This is a genomic window from Paenibacillus sp. NN59 (assembly GCF_057597225.1).
Map to the genome: position 1 here is coordinate 5,045,768 of NZ_CP199678.1, position 18,822 is coordinate 5,064,589.

The 18,822-nt window shown below is 43.9% G+C and carries 17 protein-coding genes; 3 read left to right on the forward strand and 14 right to left on the reverse strand.

Annotated features, from left to right (window positions below; all coding sequences use genetic code 11):
• Positions 1-8: 8 nt before the first annotated feature.
• The 9 genes from ruvX to cymR all read right to left on the reverse strand — a co-directional run bounded on the left by ruvX (position 9) and on the right by cymR (position 9,056).
• Positions 9-425, reverse strand: coding sequence for a Holliday junction resolvase RuvX (gene ruvX / locus ACT89M_RS21975; RefSeq protein WP_186809628.1), 417 nt, complete (start codon positions 423-425; stop codon positions 9-11).
• Between the two features lie 124 nt (positions 426-549).
• Positions 550-810: an IreB family regulatory phosphoprotein gene (locus ACT89M_RS21980; protein WP_090915537.1), complete on the reverse strand. Its 261-nt coding sequence runs from the start codon at positions 808-810 to the stop codon at positions 550-552.
• 129 nt (positions 811-939) lie between these two features.
• Positions 940-3,561 (reverse strand): alanine--tRNA ligase, encoded by a 2,622-nt coding sequence (gene alaS, locus ACT89M_RS21985; protein WP_154887527.1) that lies wholly within the window; start codon positions 3,559-3,561, stop codon positions 940-942.
• Positions 3,562-4,090: 529 nt separating this feature from the next.
• Positions 4,091-5,158, reverse strand: coding sequence for an AI-2E family transporter (locus ACT89M_RS21990; protein WP_090915541.1), 1,068 nt, complete (start codon positions 5,156-5,158; stop codon positions 4,091-4,093).
• A 342-nt stretch (positions 5,159-5,500) separates the two neighbouring features.
• Positions 5,501-5,710: a hypothetical protein gene (locus ACT89M_RS21995; RefSeq protein ID WP_090915543.1), complete on the reverse strand. Its 210-nt coding sequence runs from the start codon at positions 5,708-5,710 to the stop codon at positions 5,501-5,503.
• Positions 5,711-5,720: 10 nt separating this feature from the next.
• On the reverse strand, positions 5,721-6,242 hold the full coding sequence (locus tag ACT89M_RS22000; RefSeq protein ID WP_090915545.1) for a PRC-barrel domain-containing protein: 522 nt from the start codon (positions 6,240-6,242) through the stop codon (positions 5,721-5,723).
• A 164-nt stretch (positions 6,243-6,406) separates the two neighbouring features.
• Positions 6,407-7,558 carry a cysteine desulfurase family protein gene (locus ACT89M_RS22005; protein WP_154887525.1) on the reverse strand — a complete coding sequence of 384 codons (1,152 nt, stop codon included), beginning with the start codon at positions 7,556-7,558 and terminating at the stop codon, positions 6,407-6,409.
• 309 nt (positions 7,559-7,867) lie between these two features.
• On the reverse strand, positions 7,868-8,476 hold the full coding sequence (locus ACT89M_RS22010; protein ID WP_261769209.1) for an acetylglutamate kinase: 609 nt from the start codon (positions 8,474-8,476) through the stop codon (positions 7,868-7,870).
• Between the two features lie 160 nt (positions 8,477-8,636).
• Entirely contained in the window at positions 8,637-9,056 is a 420-nt protein-coding gene (gene cymR, locus ACT89M_RS22015; RefSeq protein ID WP_090915550.1) for a cysteine metabolism transcriptional regulator CymR, read from the reverse strand.
• Positions 9,057-9,290: 234 nt separating this feature from the next.
• Here cymR and mnmA point away from each other — a divergent pair, with 234 nt between their 5' ends.
• A complete protein-coding gene (gene mnmA, locus ACT89M_RS22020) occupies positions 9,291-10,415 on the forward strand; it encodes a tRNA 2-thiouridine(34) synthase MnmA (protein WP_154887523.1) in 1,125 nt (374 codons plus the stop codon).
• 133 nt (positions 10,416-10,548) lie between these two features.
• Here mnmA and crcB (ACT89M_RS22025) read toward each other — a convergent pair whose 3' ends face one another.
• From crcB (ACT89M_RS22025) to ACT89M_RS22040, 4 genes are all read right to left on the reverse strand, one after another.
• Positions 10,549-10,908, reverse strand: a complete 360-nt coding sequence (gene crcB, locus ACT89M_RS22025; RefSeq protein WP_253491786.1) for a fluoride efflux transporter CrcB — start codon at positions 10,906-10,908, stop codon at positions 10,549-10,551.
• Positions 10,905-11,306 (reverse strand): fluoride efflux transporter CrcB, encoded by a 402-nt coding sequence (crcB, locus tag ACT89M_RS22030; protein WP_253491778.1) that lies wholly within the window; start codon positions 11,304-11,306, stop codon positions 10,905-10,907. The genes crcB (ACT89M_RS22025) and crcB (ACT89M_RS22030) overlap by 4 nt, the downstream gene beginning before the upstream one ends.
• 2 nt (positions 11,307-11,308) lie before the next feature.
• A complete protein-coding gene (locus ACT89M_RS22035) occupies positions 11,309-12,616 on the reverse strand; it encodes a replication-associated recombination protein A (protein WP_090915558.1) in 1,308 nt (435 codons plus the stop codon).
• Positions 12,617-12,706: 90 nt separating this feature from the next.
• The gene (locus ACT89M_RS22040) at positions 12,707-13,558 is read right to left on the reverse strand and encodes a LysR family transcriptional regulator (protein WP_154888528.1); all 852 of its coding nucleotides are present in this window, start codon (positions 13,556-13,558) and stop codon (positions 12,707-12,709) included.
• 144 nt (positions 13,559-13,702) lie between these two features.
• Between ACT89M_RS22040 and ACT89M_RS22045 the strand changes: the two genes are divergently transcribed.
• Both ACT89M_RS22045 and ACT89M_RS22050 read left to right on the forward strand, forming a co-directional pair.
• Complete coding sequence (locus ACT89M_RS22045) at positions 13,703-14,446, forward strand: SDR family NAD(P)-dependent oxidoreductase (protein WP_154887517.1); 744 nt, start codon at positions 13,703-13,705, stop codon at positions 14,444-14,446.
• Entirely contained in the window at positions 14,443-15,348 is a 906-nt protein-coding gene (locus ACT89M_RS22050) for a DMT family transporter (protein ID WP_487344830.1), read from the forward strand. Before ACT89M_RS22045 ends, ACT89M_RS22050 begins: the two co-directional genes overlap by 4 nt.
• Positions 15,349-15,424: 76 nt before the next feature.
• Here ACT89M_RS22050 and ACT89M_RS22055 read toward each other — a convergent pair whose 3' ends face one another.
• The gene (locus tag ACT89M_RS22055; protein ID WP_487344831.1) at positions 15,425-18,775 is read right to left on the reverse strand and encodes an SIR2 family protein; all 3,351 of its coding nucleotides are present in this window, start codon (positions 18,773-18,775) and stop codon (positions 15,425-15,427) included.
• Positions 18,776-18,822: the final 47 nt, after the last annotated feature.

Consider the following 18,822-nt stretch of genomic DNA (forward strand, 5'->3'; position numbering starts at 1 on the left):
GATCCCCCTCACCTTGTACTATTGGCATCCAAATAATTTTGCAAAATCAGGCTAGCGGCCATTTTGTCCACGACCTGTTTGCGTTTTTTGCGACTGACATCCGCTTCAATCAGCGTACGTTCTGCTGCCATCGTTGTCAGCCGTTCATCCCAAAGGTGAACAGGTAAATTCAGTTCGCCACGCAGACGTTCGGCAAAAGCAATACATATTTCACCGCGCGGTCCTACGGTGCCGTTCATGTTTTTGGGAAGTCCAACCACGATTTCACTGATCTCGTGCTCACGCACCAACTCAGCAATCCGTGTGAACTCACCTTCATCCCGGCGGCGTTCAAGCACTTCCAATCCCTGGGCAGTCCAACCGAAGGCGTCACTGACAGCAACTCCGATTCTGCGGTCCCCATAGTCCAAACCTAATTTTTTCATCATGCTCTCCCATCCTGAGCCTGTTCAGAACGATATGCATTCGTCTGTGCAGACTTCAGTCTGTCTTCTGTCGGTTCATTATCCGTTTGCCTACAAGGCTGCAGACAAACGGAAGTGGCGTATATTACCGGTGATTGGCCAGGTAAGAACGAACAAGCTCTTCAATCAGCTCGTCGCGCTCCTTTTTCCGGACCAGACTGCGTGCGTTGTTGTGACGCGGAATATACGCGGGGTCGCCGGATATCAGATATCCAACGATCTGGTTAATGGGATTATACTCTTTATCGACCAGCGCGTCATATACCGTGAGAAGAATCTCTTGTGAAGATGCCTCCTGTTCGTCACCTTTCACATTAAATTTAACCGTCTTATCCATGGAGTCCATTGATGACACCTCGCTCCTGCATGAACATGGGGACCATGTCCTGCCGAATTGATTTCTGTTTATATAATAACATATTCTGACTGCCACAAGTACACAAAGGATAAGGCAATTGTGTTTTTTGCTTGTCCTTTACTGGCTGACGATGGAAATCGCCAATTTCAATGCTTCATCCAGCTTACTTGCGTCCTTGCCTCCGGCCTGAGCCATATCCGGACGTCCACCGCCGCCGCCGCCGCATACTGCAGCAACTTCCTTCACAATCTTACCGGCATGCAGACCTTGTTTCACCTGCTCAGCAGGTACTGCGACTACAAAATTCACTTTGCCATCCGCCGGCGCACCGAGTACAAGAACGGCATCTGGCAGTTTTACTTTCAGCTCATCCGCGACGGTACGAAGTGCATCCATATTCGGTGCATCTACACGAGCGGCCAGCAATTGGGTATTACCTGCTTGTACCACTTGATCCGTCAACTGGCCTGCTTCCATCGCGCTGAGTTTGCTTTGCAGCGATTCAGTCTCTCTCGCAGCTTCTTTCAGTTGTTGATTCAGACCTTCAATCCGCTTTGGCACATCCGCTACATTCGCCTTAAGAAGGTTTGCGGACTGTTTGAGCAGTTCCAACTGGCTTTCCACATACAAATATGCACCACGGCCTGTCACAGCTTCAATCCGGCGTACACCGGAGCCGATTCCACTTTCGCTGACCAGTTTGAAAATTCCAATCTCTGAAGTATTATTTACGTGACAGCCGCCACAAAGTTCCAAACTGTAATCTCCAATTTGCACGACGCGCACAATATCTCCATATTTTTCGCCGAAAAGAGCCATAGCTCCCATTTCCTTCGCTTCATCGATGCCTTTCAGCTCAATGTTTACGTTCAGACGATTCCAGATCTGTTCATTCACTTGACGTTCAATCTCTGTCAACTCTTCCGGTGTAATACTGCCGAAGTGAGAGAAGTCAAAACGTAGACGCTGTGGTTCCACCAAGGAACCAGCCTGATTAACATGCGTGCCGAGCACATCTTTTAATGCTTTGTGGAGCAAGTGTGTTGCCGTATGGTTTTTAATGATATCGCCGCGTTTGGTTGCATCCACTTCTGCTTGAATAACATCACCCACACGAAGCTCACCGGACTCAATCGTCACCACATGCACATGCTGCCCTTGCGGAGCTTTGAACAGACCTTGAACCTTTGCTACAGCACTTCCACTGCGAAGCAGGCCTTGGTCACTGACTTGACCGCCACTTTCTGCATAAAATGGAGTTTGATCCAGAATAACCTGAGCAGTCTGTCCTTCTCCTACAGAGTCTGCAAGAACATCTCCGGTAACAATAGCTACCACTTTTGCTTCCGTCAAAAGGTCAGTATATCCAACAAACTCGCTTTTAACCTCCAGGTCAGCCAGCGGTCCACCTTGAATCTTCATGCTTTCGTTCTCTTGACGCCCTGCACGCGCACGATCACGTTGCTCTTGCATGGATGCATCGAAGCCCTCACGATCTACGGTCAGACCATGTTCAGACGCATAATCCTCAGTCAGGTCAAACGGGAATCCGTACGTATCGTATAGTTTGAATGCTTCTGGTCCGCTAATCACTGTACGTCCTTCGGCTTTGGCTGCAGCACTGATATCTGCCAGAATGGAAAGTCCGTCTGACAACGTTTCGTGGAAACGTTCTTCCTCGGTTTTGATCACTTTGGCAATAAATTCTTGCTTCTCTACCACTTCAGGATAGTACATGCCCATCACTTCACCAACAGTCGTTGTCAGCTCATACAGGAACGGACGATCCAGGCCCAATACTTTACCGTAACGAACAGCACGACGCAGCAAACGGCGAATGACATATCCGCGGCCTTCATTGCTTGGCAATACGCCATCACCTACAGCAAATGCCACGGTACGGATATGATCGGCAATGACTTTGAGCGCAACATCAATCTCAACGCTATCATTATATTTAACGCCTGCCAGTGCAGCCGTTTTCTGAATCATCGGTTGGAACAGATCGGTGTCAAAGTTGGAATCTACATTTTGCAGAATGGAAGCAAAACGCTCCAGACCCGCACCTGTATCAATATTTTTGTTCGGTAGCGGTGTATAGCTACCGTCTTTGTTATGGTTAAATTGCGAGAATACAAGGTTCCACACTTCCAGATAACGCTCGTTCTCTCCACCTGGGTACATTTCAGGATCGTTCATATCGTTACCGTAAGCTTCCCCACGGTCATAGAAGATTTCAGTACAAGGTCCACATGGGCCTTCGCCGATATCCCAGAAGTTTTCGTCTAACTTGATGATGCGTTCAGCTGGCAATCCGATTTTTTCATTCCACAGCTTGAAGGCTTCTTCATCTTCCGGGTATACGGTAACAGACAAACGTTCCGGATCGAATCCGATCCACTCTTTGCTCGTTAAGAACTCCCAAGCCCAAGTCACTGTTTCTTCCTTGAAGTAATCACCGATGGAGAAGTTACCGAGCATTTCAAAGAACGTATGGTGACGACGCGTTTTGCCGACATTCTCGATATCGTTGGTACGGATACATTTTTGTGAGTTTGCAAGACGTGGGTTCTCCGGCTTCTCCCGTCCGTCAAAGTAAGGTTTCAGCGGTGCCATACCTGCGTTAATCCACAACAGGGAAGGATCGTTGTGTGGTACAAGCGACGCGCTTGGTTCAATTTTGTGACCTTTACTTGCAAAAAACTGGATCCATTTGGATCGGATTTCACTGGCTTTCATACTGGTTGCCCCCATCAAATTATAAGTTCCGCAGCGAGATCGCCCCGGTTGGTTAACAGATTGTTTGTACGTTTTCCAGGTAACACATCTGTAAAAATAAACACAAAAAACGCCCCTGAATGATCAGGGACGATGTTATCGCGGTACCACCCTGGTTATTGTTCTTCTTCCCTTATTGAAAGGATTCAACTCCCGTCATTGAAAAGGGTTCATCTCCCGTCATTGGAAGGATAAAACGAACAATCGCCTCGTTCATGCGAGTAACGGTCGCGCCCGGCAGGGTTGTCCTGCACTCCGAAATCAGCTTTCTGCCGCTTCAACTTTCAAGACTCTCCCAGCCAGCGAACTCAGAACATGTCTGAATTCGAAGAAGTCTATTCTCTGAGGAAAGGAACCCTCGGCATACTTCATTTCATCATCGATTTTAATTTAGTAAACATACACCCTCATTATATCGATAGAGTTACCCAGTGTCAACGCGCCTTCTGAGGCGATTCCAGATGATTTCCTGTCTCACTCGGCCATTTGATCACTCGGTTCTCCGCTTGATGTAATAGGCGAAGAAGTGTTGCACGATAACCTTCAACACGGCAAAGACCGGTACTGCCAAAATCAGACCGACGATCCCCGCCAATTCTCCACCGACCAGAAGCGCAAAGATAATGGAGAGTGGATGCAAGTGTAGCGTTCGTCCAACCACCTGCGGGGAAACTACATTGCTCTCTAGCACTTGGCAGAGTGTGTTCACCGCGATGACCAGTAGTACCATTTTGAAAGAAACCGTTGAAGCCATCACCACTGCAGGTGCCGCCCCCAGAAAAGGACCCAGATACGGCACGATGTTGAATACCGCCACAATACTTGCCAGAAGCAGAGCATAAGGCATATCGATCACGATATATCCGATATAGGCAAAGATCCCCACAATCACACAGACGATAAATTGTCCCCGGATATAATTGCCGAGTGCGGTGTCGATCTCTTTCATCACGGAAACAATGGCTTTACGGCGAGAACGAGGCAGATAAGCCACTACTGTGCGTTCAAATACATCAAAATCTTTTAACATATAAAAAATCAGAAACGGCACAATAAATACGTTAAACAGCACATTAATCGTCGCTCCGATATTGTCCATTAGCACGGTGATTCCTTGCGTAAGTCGGTCTTCCATCTGAAAAAACCAACTGTTCATGCCTGTGCGTATGCTTGGCGGCATTAATTTGTGATCCATATTGTTCATCAGGTTTTGCGCCCGCATGGACAATTCCGGCATATGTTCATTTAACTCTTCCAGCTGTTCAATCAGCACAGGGATGACATTCATTAAGATGACTCCAATGCAGGTCAGAAAAAAAGCATAGATTAACAGAACCGCAATGGAACGCGGAACTTTGCGTCCACCAAGCATGCTCACAATCGGATTAAGCACATAAGATATGATCAGTGCAACGATGAATGGGGCCAGTACCGTTTTCAAAAATCCATAGATATGTAATAATAACGGCCGTAACAGCCAGATAAAATATAGAATGATTAATCCGAGCAAGAGCCAGATCGCGTAACGAAACATTTTATTTTTGGTTAGTTGCTCCACTTCGATTCTCCCCTTTGGACTGCCTCTACAGTTCAGTATATGGACTGGCTCTGAAAGTCAGTATATGTAGGAGAGGGAATTTTTATTAACTCCGTGCAGATGTGGTAAATGAGAAGAGGAAGGGAATAAGAATATGTTCTGTGTTCATCATTGCATAACAAAAAAAACGCTCTCCTCTAAAAAAGAGGAAAGCGAATTTTATGAATCATTGCCTCATATAATCAACCATATGCTTCCTGACCACTATGTAACTACATCTATATCCATCTGTCGCCAGATTGCGACATCATTAAATGACATGTATTGTCATGAAACCGCATATAGAGGAAGTTAAACCGCGTATTAAGAAGAAGCGTGAATATGTGGGAAGTCTTGTGGCAACTCTTCTCCGAAGAACAAATCATCCAGAGAGCTTAAAGTGCCGTCCTCTTCCACCTGATACACAGACATTTTCTCACCGTTTACCGTTAACTCAATAAAGCATCCCCAGCAATAAAACTGATGGGAGCCAATTTTTCCGATATCTTTCGAACTACAATTTGGACATTTCATATTCATTCACCTATCCATTAACAGAATGAATGGCATTTTCCAAGCGCTGTTCACTCAGTGGCGGTACCATAATGGCACTTTCTCCGATTGACATATCACTTGTACATGGCAGCCATTTACGGCCCTCGATCAGATCGGACACAAAACCGTCCGTAATTTCAATCCCTATTATTGTATTTCCCAACTCTTGGTCAAAATAAACATCAGAGACACGTCCAAGCAGCAAACCTTCTTCGGTGAGCACGGACATCTCCTTCAATTTAGAACGACCAAGGAGGTATGTGTATTTTATGTCGTCGGCCCCCGTCTTGCGGACAGCCTGTTGATTACGGATCATGACGGCATCTTCGCCATAGGCAACGATATCTTCCCATTGCACCATTTTGACATGATTGGTAAACAGGCCCTTATTCTCAAGTTCAATGCCTTCAATCTCCCAATCATCATTCACAATGAAATCCTGGATTTTACCGACCTGCTTCCCGTCCTCAACATCAAAAACGGCAAGTCCGATCATTTCCTGAAGCTTCATCGCTGGGTCCCCCTCATCTTCTTCACATTGTATAGGCGCGGCGCTATTGCTAGGTATGCCCAAAGTTGATGAGTGGCAATCAGACGCCGATCATCAAACCGCTACTATTCAACCGATGAAAATGGAACTCCTTCCCTCCTTCTGTTCCATGTGTAAAGAACCCCTTAAGGTTTATTACGTAGCCGTTGAAGAATGGTTCCAATTTTTTCGGCGGTTGTGATGATTTCTTTTGTAGTATTACCCAACCCCCAGCTAAATCGAATCGCAGACTGTAAAAATGCTTCTGGCAAGTTCATCGCTTTGAGTACGTGGGATACTTCCAGGGAACCAGAAGTACAAGCTGAACCACTTGCTACAGCGATGCCCTCCATATCCAGATTCATCAGCATCGTTTCAGTAGATACCTCTGGGAAGCTGATATTGAGAATATTGGGAAGCGTATAATCATGATGTCCGTTGACATGAAAATGTTCTGTCCCTACATGAATGGCAAGCTGATCAAGCAATGTTTTTTTTAATTCCAGTGCATGCTGCAGGTGCTCCTCTGCATTCTCGGTAATGATCTTTAACGCCTCTGAAAAACCTGCAATCCCCGCAATGTTCTCTGTACCTGCACGACGTTGTCGTTCCTGTAAGCCACCATGTGATCTGGCTTCCAATGTTACACCACGTCTAACATACAGCGCACCCACACCCTGCGGTCCGTTAATCTTGTGCGCAGAGAAGCTAATCAGATCTACAGGCAAGTCTCTACAGGAAATCGGCTGGCTGCCCAGTGCTTGAACCGCATCTGTATGAAATAAAATATCATACTGACGCGCGAGTTCACCAACCTCACGAATCGGCTGAATCGTGCCTACTTCGTTGTTGGCATACATCATTGTGATCAGCACGGTGTCAGGTCTGATGGCTTCACGCAGTTCCTCCAGCTTGATGCGCCCAGACTCGTCCACAGACAGATAGGTCACATCGTATCCCTGCCGCTCAAGTTCTTGACATGAGTGCAGTACAGCATGATGTTCAATCTCCGTCGTAATCACATGTTTGCCTTGATCTGCTCTGGCAGCAACCGCCCCAAAAATCGCCAGATTGTCGCTCTCTGTCCCGCCACCTGTAAATACAAGCTCGTCCGGTTTACATCCCAAAGATGCCGCGATACTGTCTCTCGCTCCACTGACCGTGCGTTTGGCTTCACGTCCAAAGGCATGAATGCTGGATGGATTACCATATTGCCCTGTCATCACATTCATCATCGCTTCTGCGACGCGTGGATGCATAGGTGTCGATGCGGCGTGATCTAAATATATACGATTCATCGATATCACCCCGTTAGTTATTGGATTTCGTTTTTATGATCTTAACACTTGTAAAGGCAGGCTTTGATCTCTGTTGGCATGGCTAAAGCCCCCATTATGGGGGCTTCTATGTTATCTTCTAGATGATCAACTTCATTCCTTAATTTCTTCCTAAATGTAGCGCATCTTTAGATTTAATTGCCGCTATTCTTTCGTGAGCGCATATTATATTCTACCACTTTTTTTCAACTAAAGTAACCTATTTTCATTCATGAATGTTATGAGTCACACGCAGAATTGGTGATGATCCTATACGTTCTATGTGTCTTGTTAATATTGAAATACGGAAGGAAATTGTTGGACAATTCCACTTGTCATCATATCAGCCATCCCCAAAGCCTGTGGCTCAATAGAATCACTTAATTCAACATTCCTTACGTAATCTTTCGCAATGCGACTGCCGACCTCTTCCGTAAGAAGACGTAAATGCTCATACATCATCCTTTGCCATTCCACTTTTGACCAATATGGATTAATTTGCGCCAAAAAAGTAGCAATTTCATCAGCATTGGCATACCAACGTTTCTGGGCATCTGCTGCTGCTGTACTATTGCCTGACTTCAAGTCAGTAACAAGTTCTGCGGCAATCGTTAAATGTTCTCTAAGCAGTTTTTCAAATTGACCGGCAATAGCAGTCCCATAGATCGGTGCAAGTACCTGAGCAAAATCACTTGGATTTCTTAACAGTCTTGCGGTTGTAGGTTGGACGTCACCAACTCCATCAACGATACTATTCACGGTTAATCTCGTCCAGAACACATGCTGTTCCCATAGTGATCTGAGTTTCCTGTTCAAATCTACGCTAGCTGTTGTGCACTGCAAAGAATCCGTTTTCCGAAAAGTTGGATAATAATAGGTCGGAACATAATTAAACATCATCCGTCAACTCCTTTTTACAACAATATATAGGGAACAGCCTACATTGGTGCAACCCAATCAGATGTTGATCAAAATCGGGAGTCGGAACAAAAAAACAACCTCACTGCTATCAACAGTAAAGTTGTTTTTTGCTGGCGTTGATTGAAACACTATAAGGAAACTAAATATAAAACATGTACGAATCTTTCTTTTCCTGATCCTCAAAAGTAATTAAGTCTTTCAACGTTGTTGAATCCAGCACTTCTGCAATGCCATCACGGATGCGTAGCCACAAATCACGCTTAGCCGGGTCATCTTCTTCCGTAAAGTCTACTGGCGAGATCGGCCCCTCCAGTACACGAATGACATCCCCTGCGGTCACCGTTGCAGGATCACCTGCCAGAATGTAACCGCCATATGCACCGCGGATACTCTTAACAAGGCCAGCATTACGCAGTGGCGCAATCAGTTGCTCCAGATAATGTTCAGAGAGCTGGTTGCGCTCAGCAATGCTCTTCAAGGATGTTGGACCTTCGCCGGTTCTTGCGGCCAGCTCCATCATGATTGTGAGGCCGTAACGGCCTTTTGTCGATATTTTCAAAGGAGTCACCTCTTTCAATTTTCAAAAAAATACATCTAATCCTCCGTATTCCGATCATAACCCTCAAGTAATGTTAACATATCTGCATGCGTTATGGAAAAGAAAGATTGACGATATTGCAAAATGTGCGTCTGGAGTGGACACTATCCAAAGTTGGCCGGGTGTATCGTAAGTTCGGTCGGGTTATGCTAGAATAGTAACGAAACACATTTATATATAGAAATGGTGATAACGATGTCCAAAGCAAATGAAAATACACGGGTCGTCGTTGGCATGTCCGGAGGTGTGGATTCATCGGTTACCGCATTGCTTCTGAAAGAGCAAGGTTACGATGTCATCGGCATTTTCATGAAAAACTGGGATGATACGGACGAGTTCGGCCATTGCACCGCTGAAGAAGATTCAGAGGATGTGCGCCGGGTGTGCGAACAGATCGGCATTCCGTACTACACTGTCAACTTCGAGAAAGAATACTTTGATAAAGTATTTACCTATTTCCTTGATGAATATAAGTCGGGTCGTACGCCGAACCCGGATGTCATGTGTAATCGTGAGATCAAATTCGGTGAGTTCCTGAACAAAGCGCTGGATCTCGGCGCAGATTATGTAGCTACTGGCCATTATGCGCGCCTCATTGAAGAGGACGGCACGTTCAAATTGTTGCGCGGTGTGGACAACAACAAAGATCAGACTTACTTCCTGAATGCTCTTAATCAAAAGCAGCTCTCCAAAGCCATGTTCCCGATTGGTCACCTGCCTAAACCGGAAGTGCGCAAAATTGCTGAAGCTGCCGGTCTGTACACAGCCAAGAAAAAAGATAGCACAGGTGTATGCTTTATCGGCGAACGCAACTTTAAGGAGTTCCTGAGCAACTATCTGCCAGCCAAAGGCGGAGACATGGTTGATATCGTAACGGGTGAAGTCAAAGGCCGTCACGACGGTCTGATGTACTACACGCTGGGTCAACGTCAAGGACTTGGTATTGGCGGTTCCGGCAACGGCGAGCCTTGGTTTGTCGCCGATAAAAACCTGGAGAAAAATCAATTGCTTGTGGTGCAGGGCGACGCTCATGCCAGCTTGTACTCTACAGGTCTGACGGCTACAGGCGTAAACTGGATTGCAGGTGCAGAGCGCACACCGAATGTGCCTTTCCGCTGCACAGCCAAGTTCCGTTATCGTCAACCGGACCAAGGCGTTACATTGACTTGGCAGAAGGACGGCAGTGTGGATGTACAGTTTGATCAACAGCAAAAAGCGATTACGCCAGGACAAGCCGTTGTTTTCTACGACGGAGAGGTTTGCCTTGGCGGTGGTACGATTGATCAGGTACAGAAGGTCCCTGTACCGGCGATGCAATAACAGGACTTACTCATCACTTGAGAGTGGTGAAGTCAATTCCCTGTATTCCTACAAAAAAAGCCGTCTTTCATGTAATACCATGAAGGATGGCTTTTTTCCTGCTTTTTTTTGCAAAAAAATTTAAATATTTACCTTATGCAGTGAGCCAAACTCCTGCCAGACAACCTAATATCCCCACCACCACTGAACTTACCACGTAAATAACGGCTCTGGCTTGTCGCTGTTGCCCCATTAACGTTAATGTTTCATACCCAAAGGTAGAGAACGTGGTGTACGCTCCGCAGAAGCCAGTCCCCCATACTACCCACATTGCGTCTGGCAAACTTCCTGCTTGATGCCCGCCGTACAACATTCCCAAAATAATAGAACCGCTGATATTAATTACCCACGTTCCCCAGGGAAAGGCGGTTCCCACTCTACCTGAGACAACCTTTCCTAGACTATAACGGAGTAGTGCGCCTAACACACCTGCTAATCCTATCCAGATGATCATAGGCCATCACCCTCTTTGGGGGAGACACTTAACATTCGATTGCCCAGCTTGATCCCAAGGGCGCAGAGCACCAGTCCTGCCACTACACTTAGAAGGAGATAAGCCGCTGCTGTCAACCATTCTCCACCCTCCGTTAAACGAACGAAGTCCAGTGTGAATGTGGAAAAGGTCGTGAAGGCTCCAGTAAAACCTGTGCCAATGGCGAGGCGAAGCTGTGGTGTTATTTTCTCAGGAATAGCGATAGTAAAAAAAAAGCCCAAAAACAGGCTGCCGATCGCATTGATCAACAGCACTGCCCATGGAAAACCTGTATTGGCCGAGGGGAGCATCAGTTGAATGGTGTATCTGGTTAATGTGCCCAGAAACCCCCCAGCTCCGATATATGCTAACTCTTTCATCTCTACAGCTCCCTGCGCCGCTGTTGGTTCAGCCTGATCTTCGACTCATTCCCCTGCTCTGTCGCCTCATAAAATACTCTTCGAGACAGCTGTTTTGGCAGATACTCCTGTTTCACATAATGTCCCGGGTAGTTATGAGGATACTGGTATCCTTCATGTCCCAGCTTGGCAGCACCTGAGTAATGGGTATCCCTCAAATGCAGCGGTACTTCGGCCGACTTCACCTCATCAATCGCGCTCATCGCTTTGGATATCGCAGTATATACTGCATTGGACTTCGGACTTTCCACCGCAAACAAAATGGCTTGCGCAATATTAAGCTTCGCCTCCGGCCACCCGTTATTTCGGTACGCATCAAGCGCTCCTATCGCTTGGGTCATCGCCTGTGGATTCGCCAGCCCAATGTCCTCACTACTTGCGGCAATCAGGCGCCGAATGAACGTCATGGGGTCCATGCCCAGTTTCTCCACCGCATATAGAAACCAGAATAACGCTGCATCACTCGAACCACGAATGCTTTTGTGAAAAGCAGATAATACGTCATACTGCGTGGACTCGTCTGCCTTGACAATGGGACGACGGATCGACTCTTCCGCGACAGCCAGCGTGATGTGAACCGTTCCATCCTGCTCAGGCGGTGTCGTCAGCGCGGCAAGCTCCAGAGCATTCAGGGCACGGCGAATATCACCATTCGCCATCGTAGCAATGTGTGCCAGCGCTTCATCATCGGCTTTCAGTTCCATAAACCCAAGGCCTTTATCCGCATCGCTTAGCGCTCTGCGCATCGCAATCAGGGAATGCTCCTTATTTAAGGATTCCAGTTGAAAAAGGGTGGAACGACTCATCAAGGCTCCGTTTACATAATGGAAGGGATTTTCCGTCGTTGCCCCGATAAAAATGATCGTGCCCTTCTCCACCGCTGGTAGCAGTGCATCTTGACGCGAACTGTTAAAACGATGTACCTCATCGAGGAAGAGAATCGTTTTGGTTCCGTAGAGCTGTTTGTTCGTCTGTGCCTGCTCAATGACTTCTCGTACATCCTTCACAGAGGCATCCACAGCATTCAGTCGCACGAATTGTCCTTGAGTGTGCTGAGAGATGATGTGAGCAAGTGTTGTCTTGCCACATCCCGGAGGCCCGTACAACAGGATGGATGAAATCTGATCAGCTTCAATGGCTCGGCGTAGCAGCTTTCCTGGCCCGATAATATGTTCCTGCCCTATATATTCATCCAGATGCTCAGGCCGCATGCGGTCTGCAAGCAATCTGGCCTGTGGTTGTGTATCCTGTTGAAACGAAAATAAATCCATGGTTTTATCACTTCCTTAACGGATTGCCAATCTGATATTCAGTTATTAACGTGATCAAAATGTTAAAATGAATCTCCACTCGCTATCATATCATTCCTGCGGAAGCATCGCCATAAATGCCCCAAGCGCACTGCTGACAAACGCATCCTTACGAGTAATAAATCTTGTCATCATACGGTTCATGCCAACCGGAAGAGCATATTTACGCAGCAAACCACTTTTGATCTGCTGGTGAATGACGATTTCAGGTAATAGAGAGATGCCCATTCCAGAGGCTACGCCACTGATAATCGCCTCGAGCGTCCCAAATTCCATAATAACAGGCCTGTGAACACCACTCAGAAGCATCCAGTCCTCCAAAATTTTACGGTAAGAGCACCCCATACTGTAAACCAATATCGGCTTTCGGATCAGTTCCTTCTCTGACAGACTAGGAGACGATATCACAAAAAGTTCTTCATCAAATACATCCACAGATTTAATATCAGGATGGTCGCAAGAACAACCAATAAATGCGCCTTCCAATTCATACCCGATAACCTGGTCAATAAGCATTTGTGAATGACCTGTAGCCAGCGCTAGTGAAACTTCCGGGTACTGGCTGTAATATGTTGCAAGAAGACGTGGCAACCTTACCGCCGCGGCTGTCTGTATGGAACCAATTTGCAAAGGGCCAGACGGTGTATTGGTAGCCTGGAGCGCTTTGGATGCATCATTCAACATACCAATGATTTTATCTGCGTAAGTTAATAACGTCTCTCCCGCTGGAGACAACGTCATTCCCCGATTGTGACGGATAAATAAAGGTGTGCCTACTTCAGCTTCCAGATGCCTGATGCGTGCCGTAACGTTGGATTGAACGTACCCCAGCTTGGCTGCAGCTCTGGTCAGATTTCCTTCCTGTGCAACACATTGAAATATTCGAAGATCCCCGCTCTCCATCATGCCTCCGCTCTGACATCATTCAAAATGATATCCAGTTCATTTGTAATCATTATACTCTCTTGCCAGAGCGTACTACAATGATGACATATTCATCTGTTGTTCGAAATTCAATGGTTGAAAACAAAAGAAGGAGTGTTCGAGATGACATACTGGACCGATAGAGTGGTTTTAATTACAGGCGGAGGAACAGGTATAGGCCGCGCGGTCAGTACCTTGCTGGCTGAACGCGGTGCACGGGTCGCATTGAACTATTCTCGATCACAGCAGGCCGCAGAAGAAACCGTTCAGCATATCCTAAATCAAGGCGGGCAAGCATTTTCCATTCAGGGGAATATTGCAAATGATAAAGAGGTTCGCCAAATGGTCGCAAAAGTAACCGAAATCTATGGCCCCATCACCGACCTTGTAAATAATGCGGGCATGACCCATCATATCCCCCTCAGCGATCTGGAAGCTGTCACAGATGATATCTGGAACGAACTGATGGATGTGAATGTGAAAGGTATGTTTCATTGTGCTCGTGCCGTAACCGAAGGAATGAAGCAGGCCGGTGGAGGTGCCATTGTAAATATGGGCAGTATTGCCGGCAGCACCGGTTCGGGTTCATCTCTTCCATACGCCGTATCCAAAGCAGCAGTACATGGTCTGACTTTATCTCTAGCCCATGCACTCTCCCCGCTCATACGTGTAAATGCCATCATTCCTGGAGCTGTCTCCACACGTTGGTGGGCTGGCAATGAGGAACGAATGCACCAACTCGGTGGACAATTGTTACTACAGCAAATCGCTCAGCCAGAGGACATCGCCCACATGGTCTGCGCTGCTCTTGAACAGCGATCCATGACAGGACAACTTATTACTGTCGATGGAGGACAGACATTATGAGCGCAACAATTCATAATCCGGCTAGAGCGAAACGCGTACCAGCTTCCTTAAAACCAGTCCAATACATCGTATTGATTATCGTGACAACGCTCATTATGGGAACTTCTTTTCCTGTAGGTAAAATAGGACTCAGTTACGCACCACCTTTTCTATTGATGGGCTTGCGGTACATCCTTGCTGGTGGTTTGATGGCCCTAGCCCTGCGTAGGCACCCCTTACCGAGGGGATGGCGAGCCTGGGGTAAAATCATGCTCATCGGCTTGTTTCAATCCGCCGGGGTGATGGGCTGCGCCTATTACAGCATGAACTGGATTTCATCCGGTGAATCGGCCATTATTACATTTACGAATCCATTGATCGTCATTGTTCTCAGTGCGCTACTATATAACCTGAGATATCGATTAAGCCAGTGGATTGGCGTAATTGTTGGGTTTGTCGGCATTTTGTTTACCTTTGGATGGCATATGAGCTTCACCCCGGGGACCTGGATCGGTTTTGGCGGAGCAATTTCATTTGCCGTATCCACACTCCTGATTAAGCGCTGGGGCGTTGATTATGACACTTTCGTGCTTACCGCTTATCAAATGCTCGCCGGAGGTGTAGCATTGCTTCTGCTAAGTGTATGGACGGAGCAGCCTCATTTTACAGTGACTCCAGTCTCTATCCTATCGTTGTTATATCTAACGCTGATTTGTTCCATCATGCAGTTTTCCCTCTGGTTTTATCTGTTACAGCACAGTGATCCCGCCCAGACCAGCAGTTACCTGTTTCTCGCACCGTTCTTCGGTGTGCTTTCAAGCTGGATTTTGTTAGGTGAGGAGGTTCAATGGTTGGTCGGAGCTGGTGGGGGGCTAATCGGGGTAGGCATCTATCTGGTGAACCAGCGTTCTTCAGATAAATAGATAAAAAAATAATCAAAAGTAAATTATTCCTTTACTTTTGATTATAAGTGAGATTAGATAAAAATAATCTTGAAAACTATTCTTTTAGCCATGATGGGATTTCCATACCTAATAATTGTACATTCTTAAATCTCTCGTAATACGACATACCATTTGGATCAGAAACGAAATTACCTCTGGTCAATAGACCAATGACCAAATGTCCCTCTGGGTCACCTTTCAAGGCTAACTGACCCCACCAGTCAAGAACTCGGGTAAAATCGTTGATTTTATTAAGTAATTTAATACATTCTTCTTGTTTTATTATATAGATATTTAATAATAACTTATTCATAATAGCAAAAGGTTCATCTTTTTTCAATGATGGTGCTAATAATTCTTCCTGACTTGGTATATCCTTATCGGAAATTTCACCCCTTCTAAGCATAAAGGATAGATTTGATCCTGAAATTGTTCCCCCACATTTAAATGCTAACAAAAATGCTTCTTTACTTAGTTCATACTGTTTTTCAATATAAGCTTCAAAACCTATAGAGTTAATCTCTCCAAGGAAATGTTCACTATGATTTTCGCTCAATTTTTCTAAGACTTGTTTAATATCCAGGAACACTTCTAATGCTTCTTTTAAATTACCTAGCCCCTTTAAGCATTCGCTTTTATACATCCTGTATATGTATTCAAAGGACATGTCATCTACATCTGTAGTAATGTAATATGTTGTCTTTACTAATTCAAGTGTTATAAGTGACTCCTGATATTTCTTTATATCACATAATCCCATTGCCTTTCCTAGTAAAGATTTTCTTGCTAAAATTTTTAAATCATGTTCTGTCTCATCTTTTAAATTAACATACAGAGAATCTAGTTCTTTAACCGCTCTATTCGTTTCCCCTACTATCCCTAGAGTTATAGCTTTTTCATAATAACTGGATTGGATTAATTCGTTCAAAACCACATCATTTTTACTGAGATTTCTAAATTTCCTGATAACTTCTTTAAAAACATCCATCGCTTTTGAGTGTTCCTCTAAGTTATTTAAGTTAAGCCCTTTGTTGAATAATGCGAAGGCTACATATCTTTTCACTTGTAATTCTTTAGTTCTCTTTACTTTGTCAATGAAGGTATCAATAACTTGATTAGATAATTCATATTCTTTTTCTTGTCCTAAAGCGAATATTTTCCCTAAATAAGATTTTCCTAACAAATCAATATTAGAAATATCAGGCTTAACTATGGTAGATATTATATCATCGTATACAGTCAATGCTTCTTTGAAACGCCCCATAGCGACATATGACTCAGCTTTCTGAAGTTGCTCAGTATCTGATATCTGTTCTAACTGGCTATAGTACTTGTTAAGTCTTTCATACATCTTAATCGCTTCAGTCCGATTCCCTATATTGTCCAAATAACGTCCTTTACTCATCATTGCGTTTGCTGCAATTTCTTTTAATGTTGATTCTTCTTCATCAGTATACCTCTTGGTGATTTCATCAAGTGTATCTAACACATCATTATGTCGCTGAAGTTTTGTTAATGTCTCACCCTTATTTTTAAGTGATCTAGCTACTGTTTCTTTAATCTTATATTCTTCACTCTCACCAAATAAATCTAATAATTCGTCGTAAACCTCTAGTTCTTTATCTAATAAGTTATTTGAGTTATAGAACATTGATTTAAAAAATAATGAAAGGCAAAATAAATATTGCATTTTGGAATCATTATCATTGGAATACTTAAGTTTGAATTCATCTAAAACTTTTATAGATTCGGATAGATTATTGTTTTGAAATAAATACATTGCTTTCTTTAAGTATGAGGATGCTAAGATATTTCTAACCTTCTGTACCTTAATATTTGAATATTTATGAATTATATAATCTTGGTTTTGAATTGCCTCCTCTAAATTTTGCAAGGCTTCATAAATAAGAGCCTTATGAAATAATGAGTACACTATATAGTAGACGTATCTCTTGCCTGTGAAATTTGAAATCACTTCATCATACACCCTTAAAGCTTCACTAAAAAGATCCTGATCTCGCAATACATCCGCTTTACCCACTAATGCTTCACAAATTACTTTATTAATTTCGAATATATCTGCACTTTTAATGTTCTTTTCAAGTAATTGCATAGAAATTTTCACTATTAAATCGTACCCTCTAAAATTATCGTATATCTTATCAGAAGCAGATAAGATAACATCTAACAATTCCGTATGCTCTTGAAAATTAAATATGGAGTAATTATAATTCTTTTGAACTTTGTTGATTACTTCTTCATACTGGGATTTCTTTAAAAGTTCTTTTAGCTCTTCTAAAAATAAATTAGTGGTATATTCTTTGCTCTCCTTAGCCCGTAGTAGCCTATCAATGACTTCTTTGAAAAAGTATTTACCCTCTTCATCTCTACTCAAATTATCGCTGGCTATAGAATTATTTATTGTTTTCACGTAAAATCCAATTGGATCTCTTGTGATTTCTGGAGATTCAATATTAAATTTATTAATGAATTGTTCAAAAACTTCTTTGGCTTCAAGAACGCTATTATCTTTTTCCACATCTTTAACTCCAAGTAAGATTTGATCTAAATCTTCCTCATGTCGTTGTTCATTGTTAGAGCTAGGAACAACAAATTTAACATCACTATTCTCTCGAAGCCACCTTGGCAATGATTCTATATCATTTTCAGAATAGCAGAACCAATATAAATTGAAAGGCAGAGGGCTTTCAAGTCTCCTCTCTAAAGCCTGCATAAAAACATCCTTTTCCCATCCACTGTATCCAATAACTATCGGAATACGTCTATAGAGCAATGAATCTATAAAGAATGACATAGTACGATTAGTATTTAATTGACGTTCAGCTCTCTCAATTATTTCTCCGCTTAAATTACAACAATCATAAAACCAGTATGTACCATGAATATGAACAATTTGAATTTCATTGTTTTCAGAATCTATTTTTTCTACTGTATGTGGATGATCTGAAACAATATGTTGTATACCAAACATATTTAAAGATCTAGACAAGAAATCGTCAAAATTGGTAGTTATAACCATATTAGTTACCACTTTTTGAGAGAGTAGATGAGCTAACTTGATATTAGCTAGATTAATCGGCTGATTATGAAGAATACTCTTAATGTAATTCTGTCTCTGAAATCTATTAGGGTAGGCTAGTTCAAACCAATCAGAATATGCATCCTGTACAGTGGATTCACTCATTGCATGTGCTCGATTATACTTCAATGCATGTTCTTTACAATGGGTTATGATATCTCTAGCCAAAGGTGCACTAGGATAAGATATCCCAGCTCCCACCATAAAGAAGAAAGGAGATTTTTTATTCAAGTATAACATTTCATCACAGACTTGTTTGATTTCAAGTATCCCATCATCTAATGTAATCTTTTTAATTTTTTCCATAGCAAGTACATCTCCCAATTTTTCATCTTATAATAGAGATTTTACCA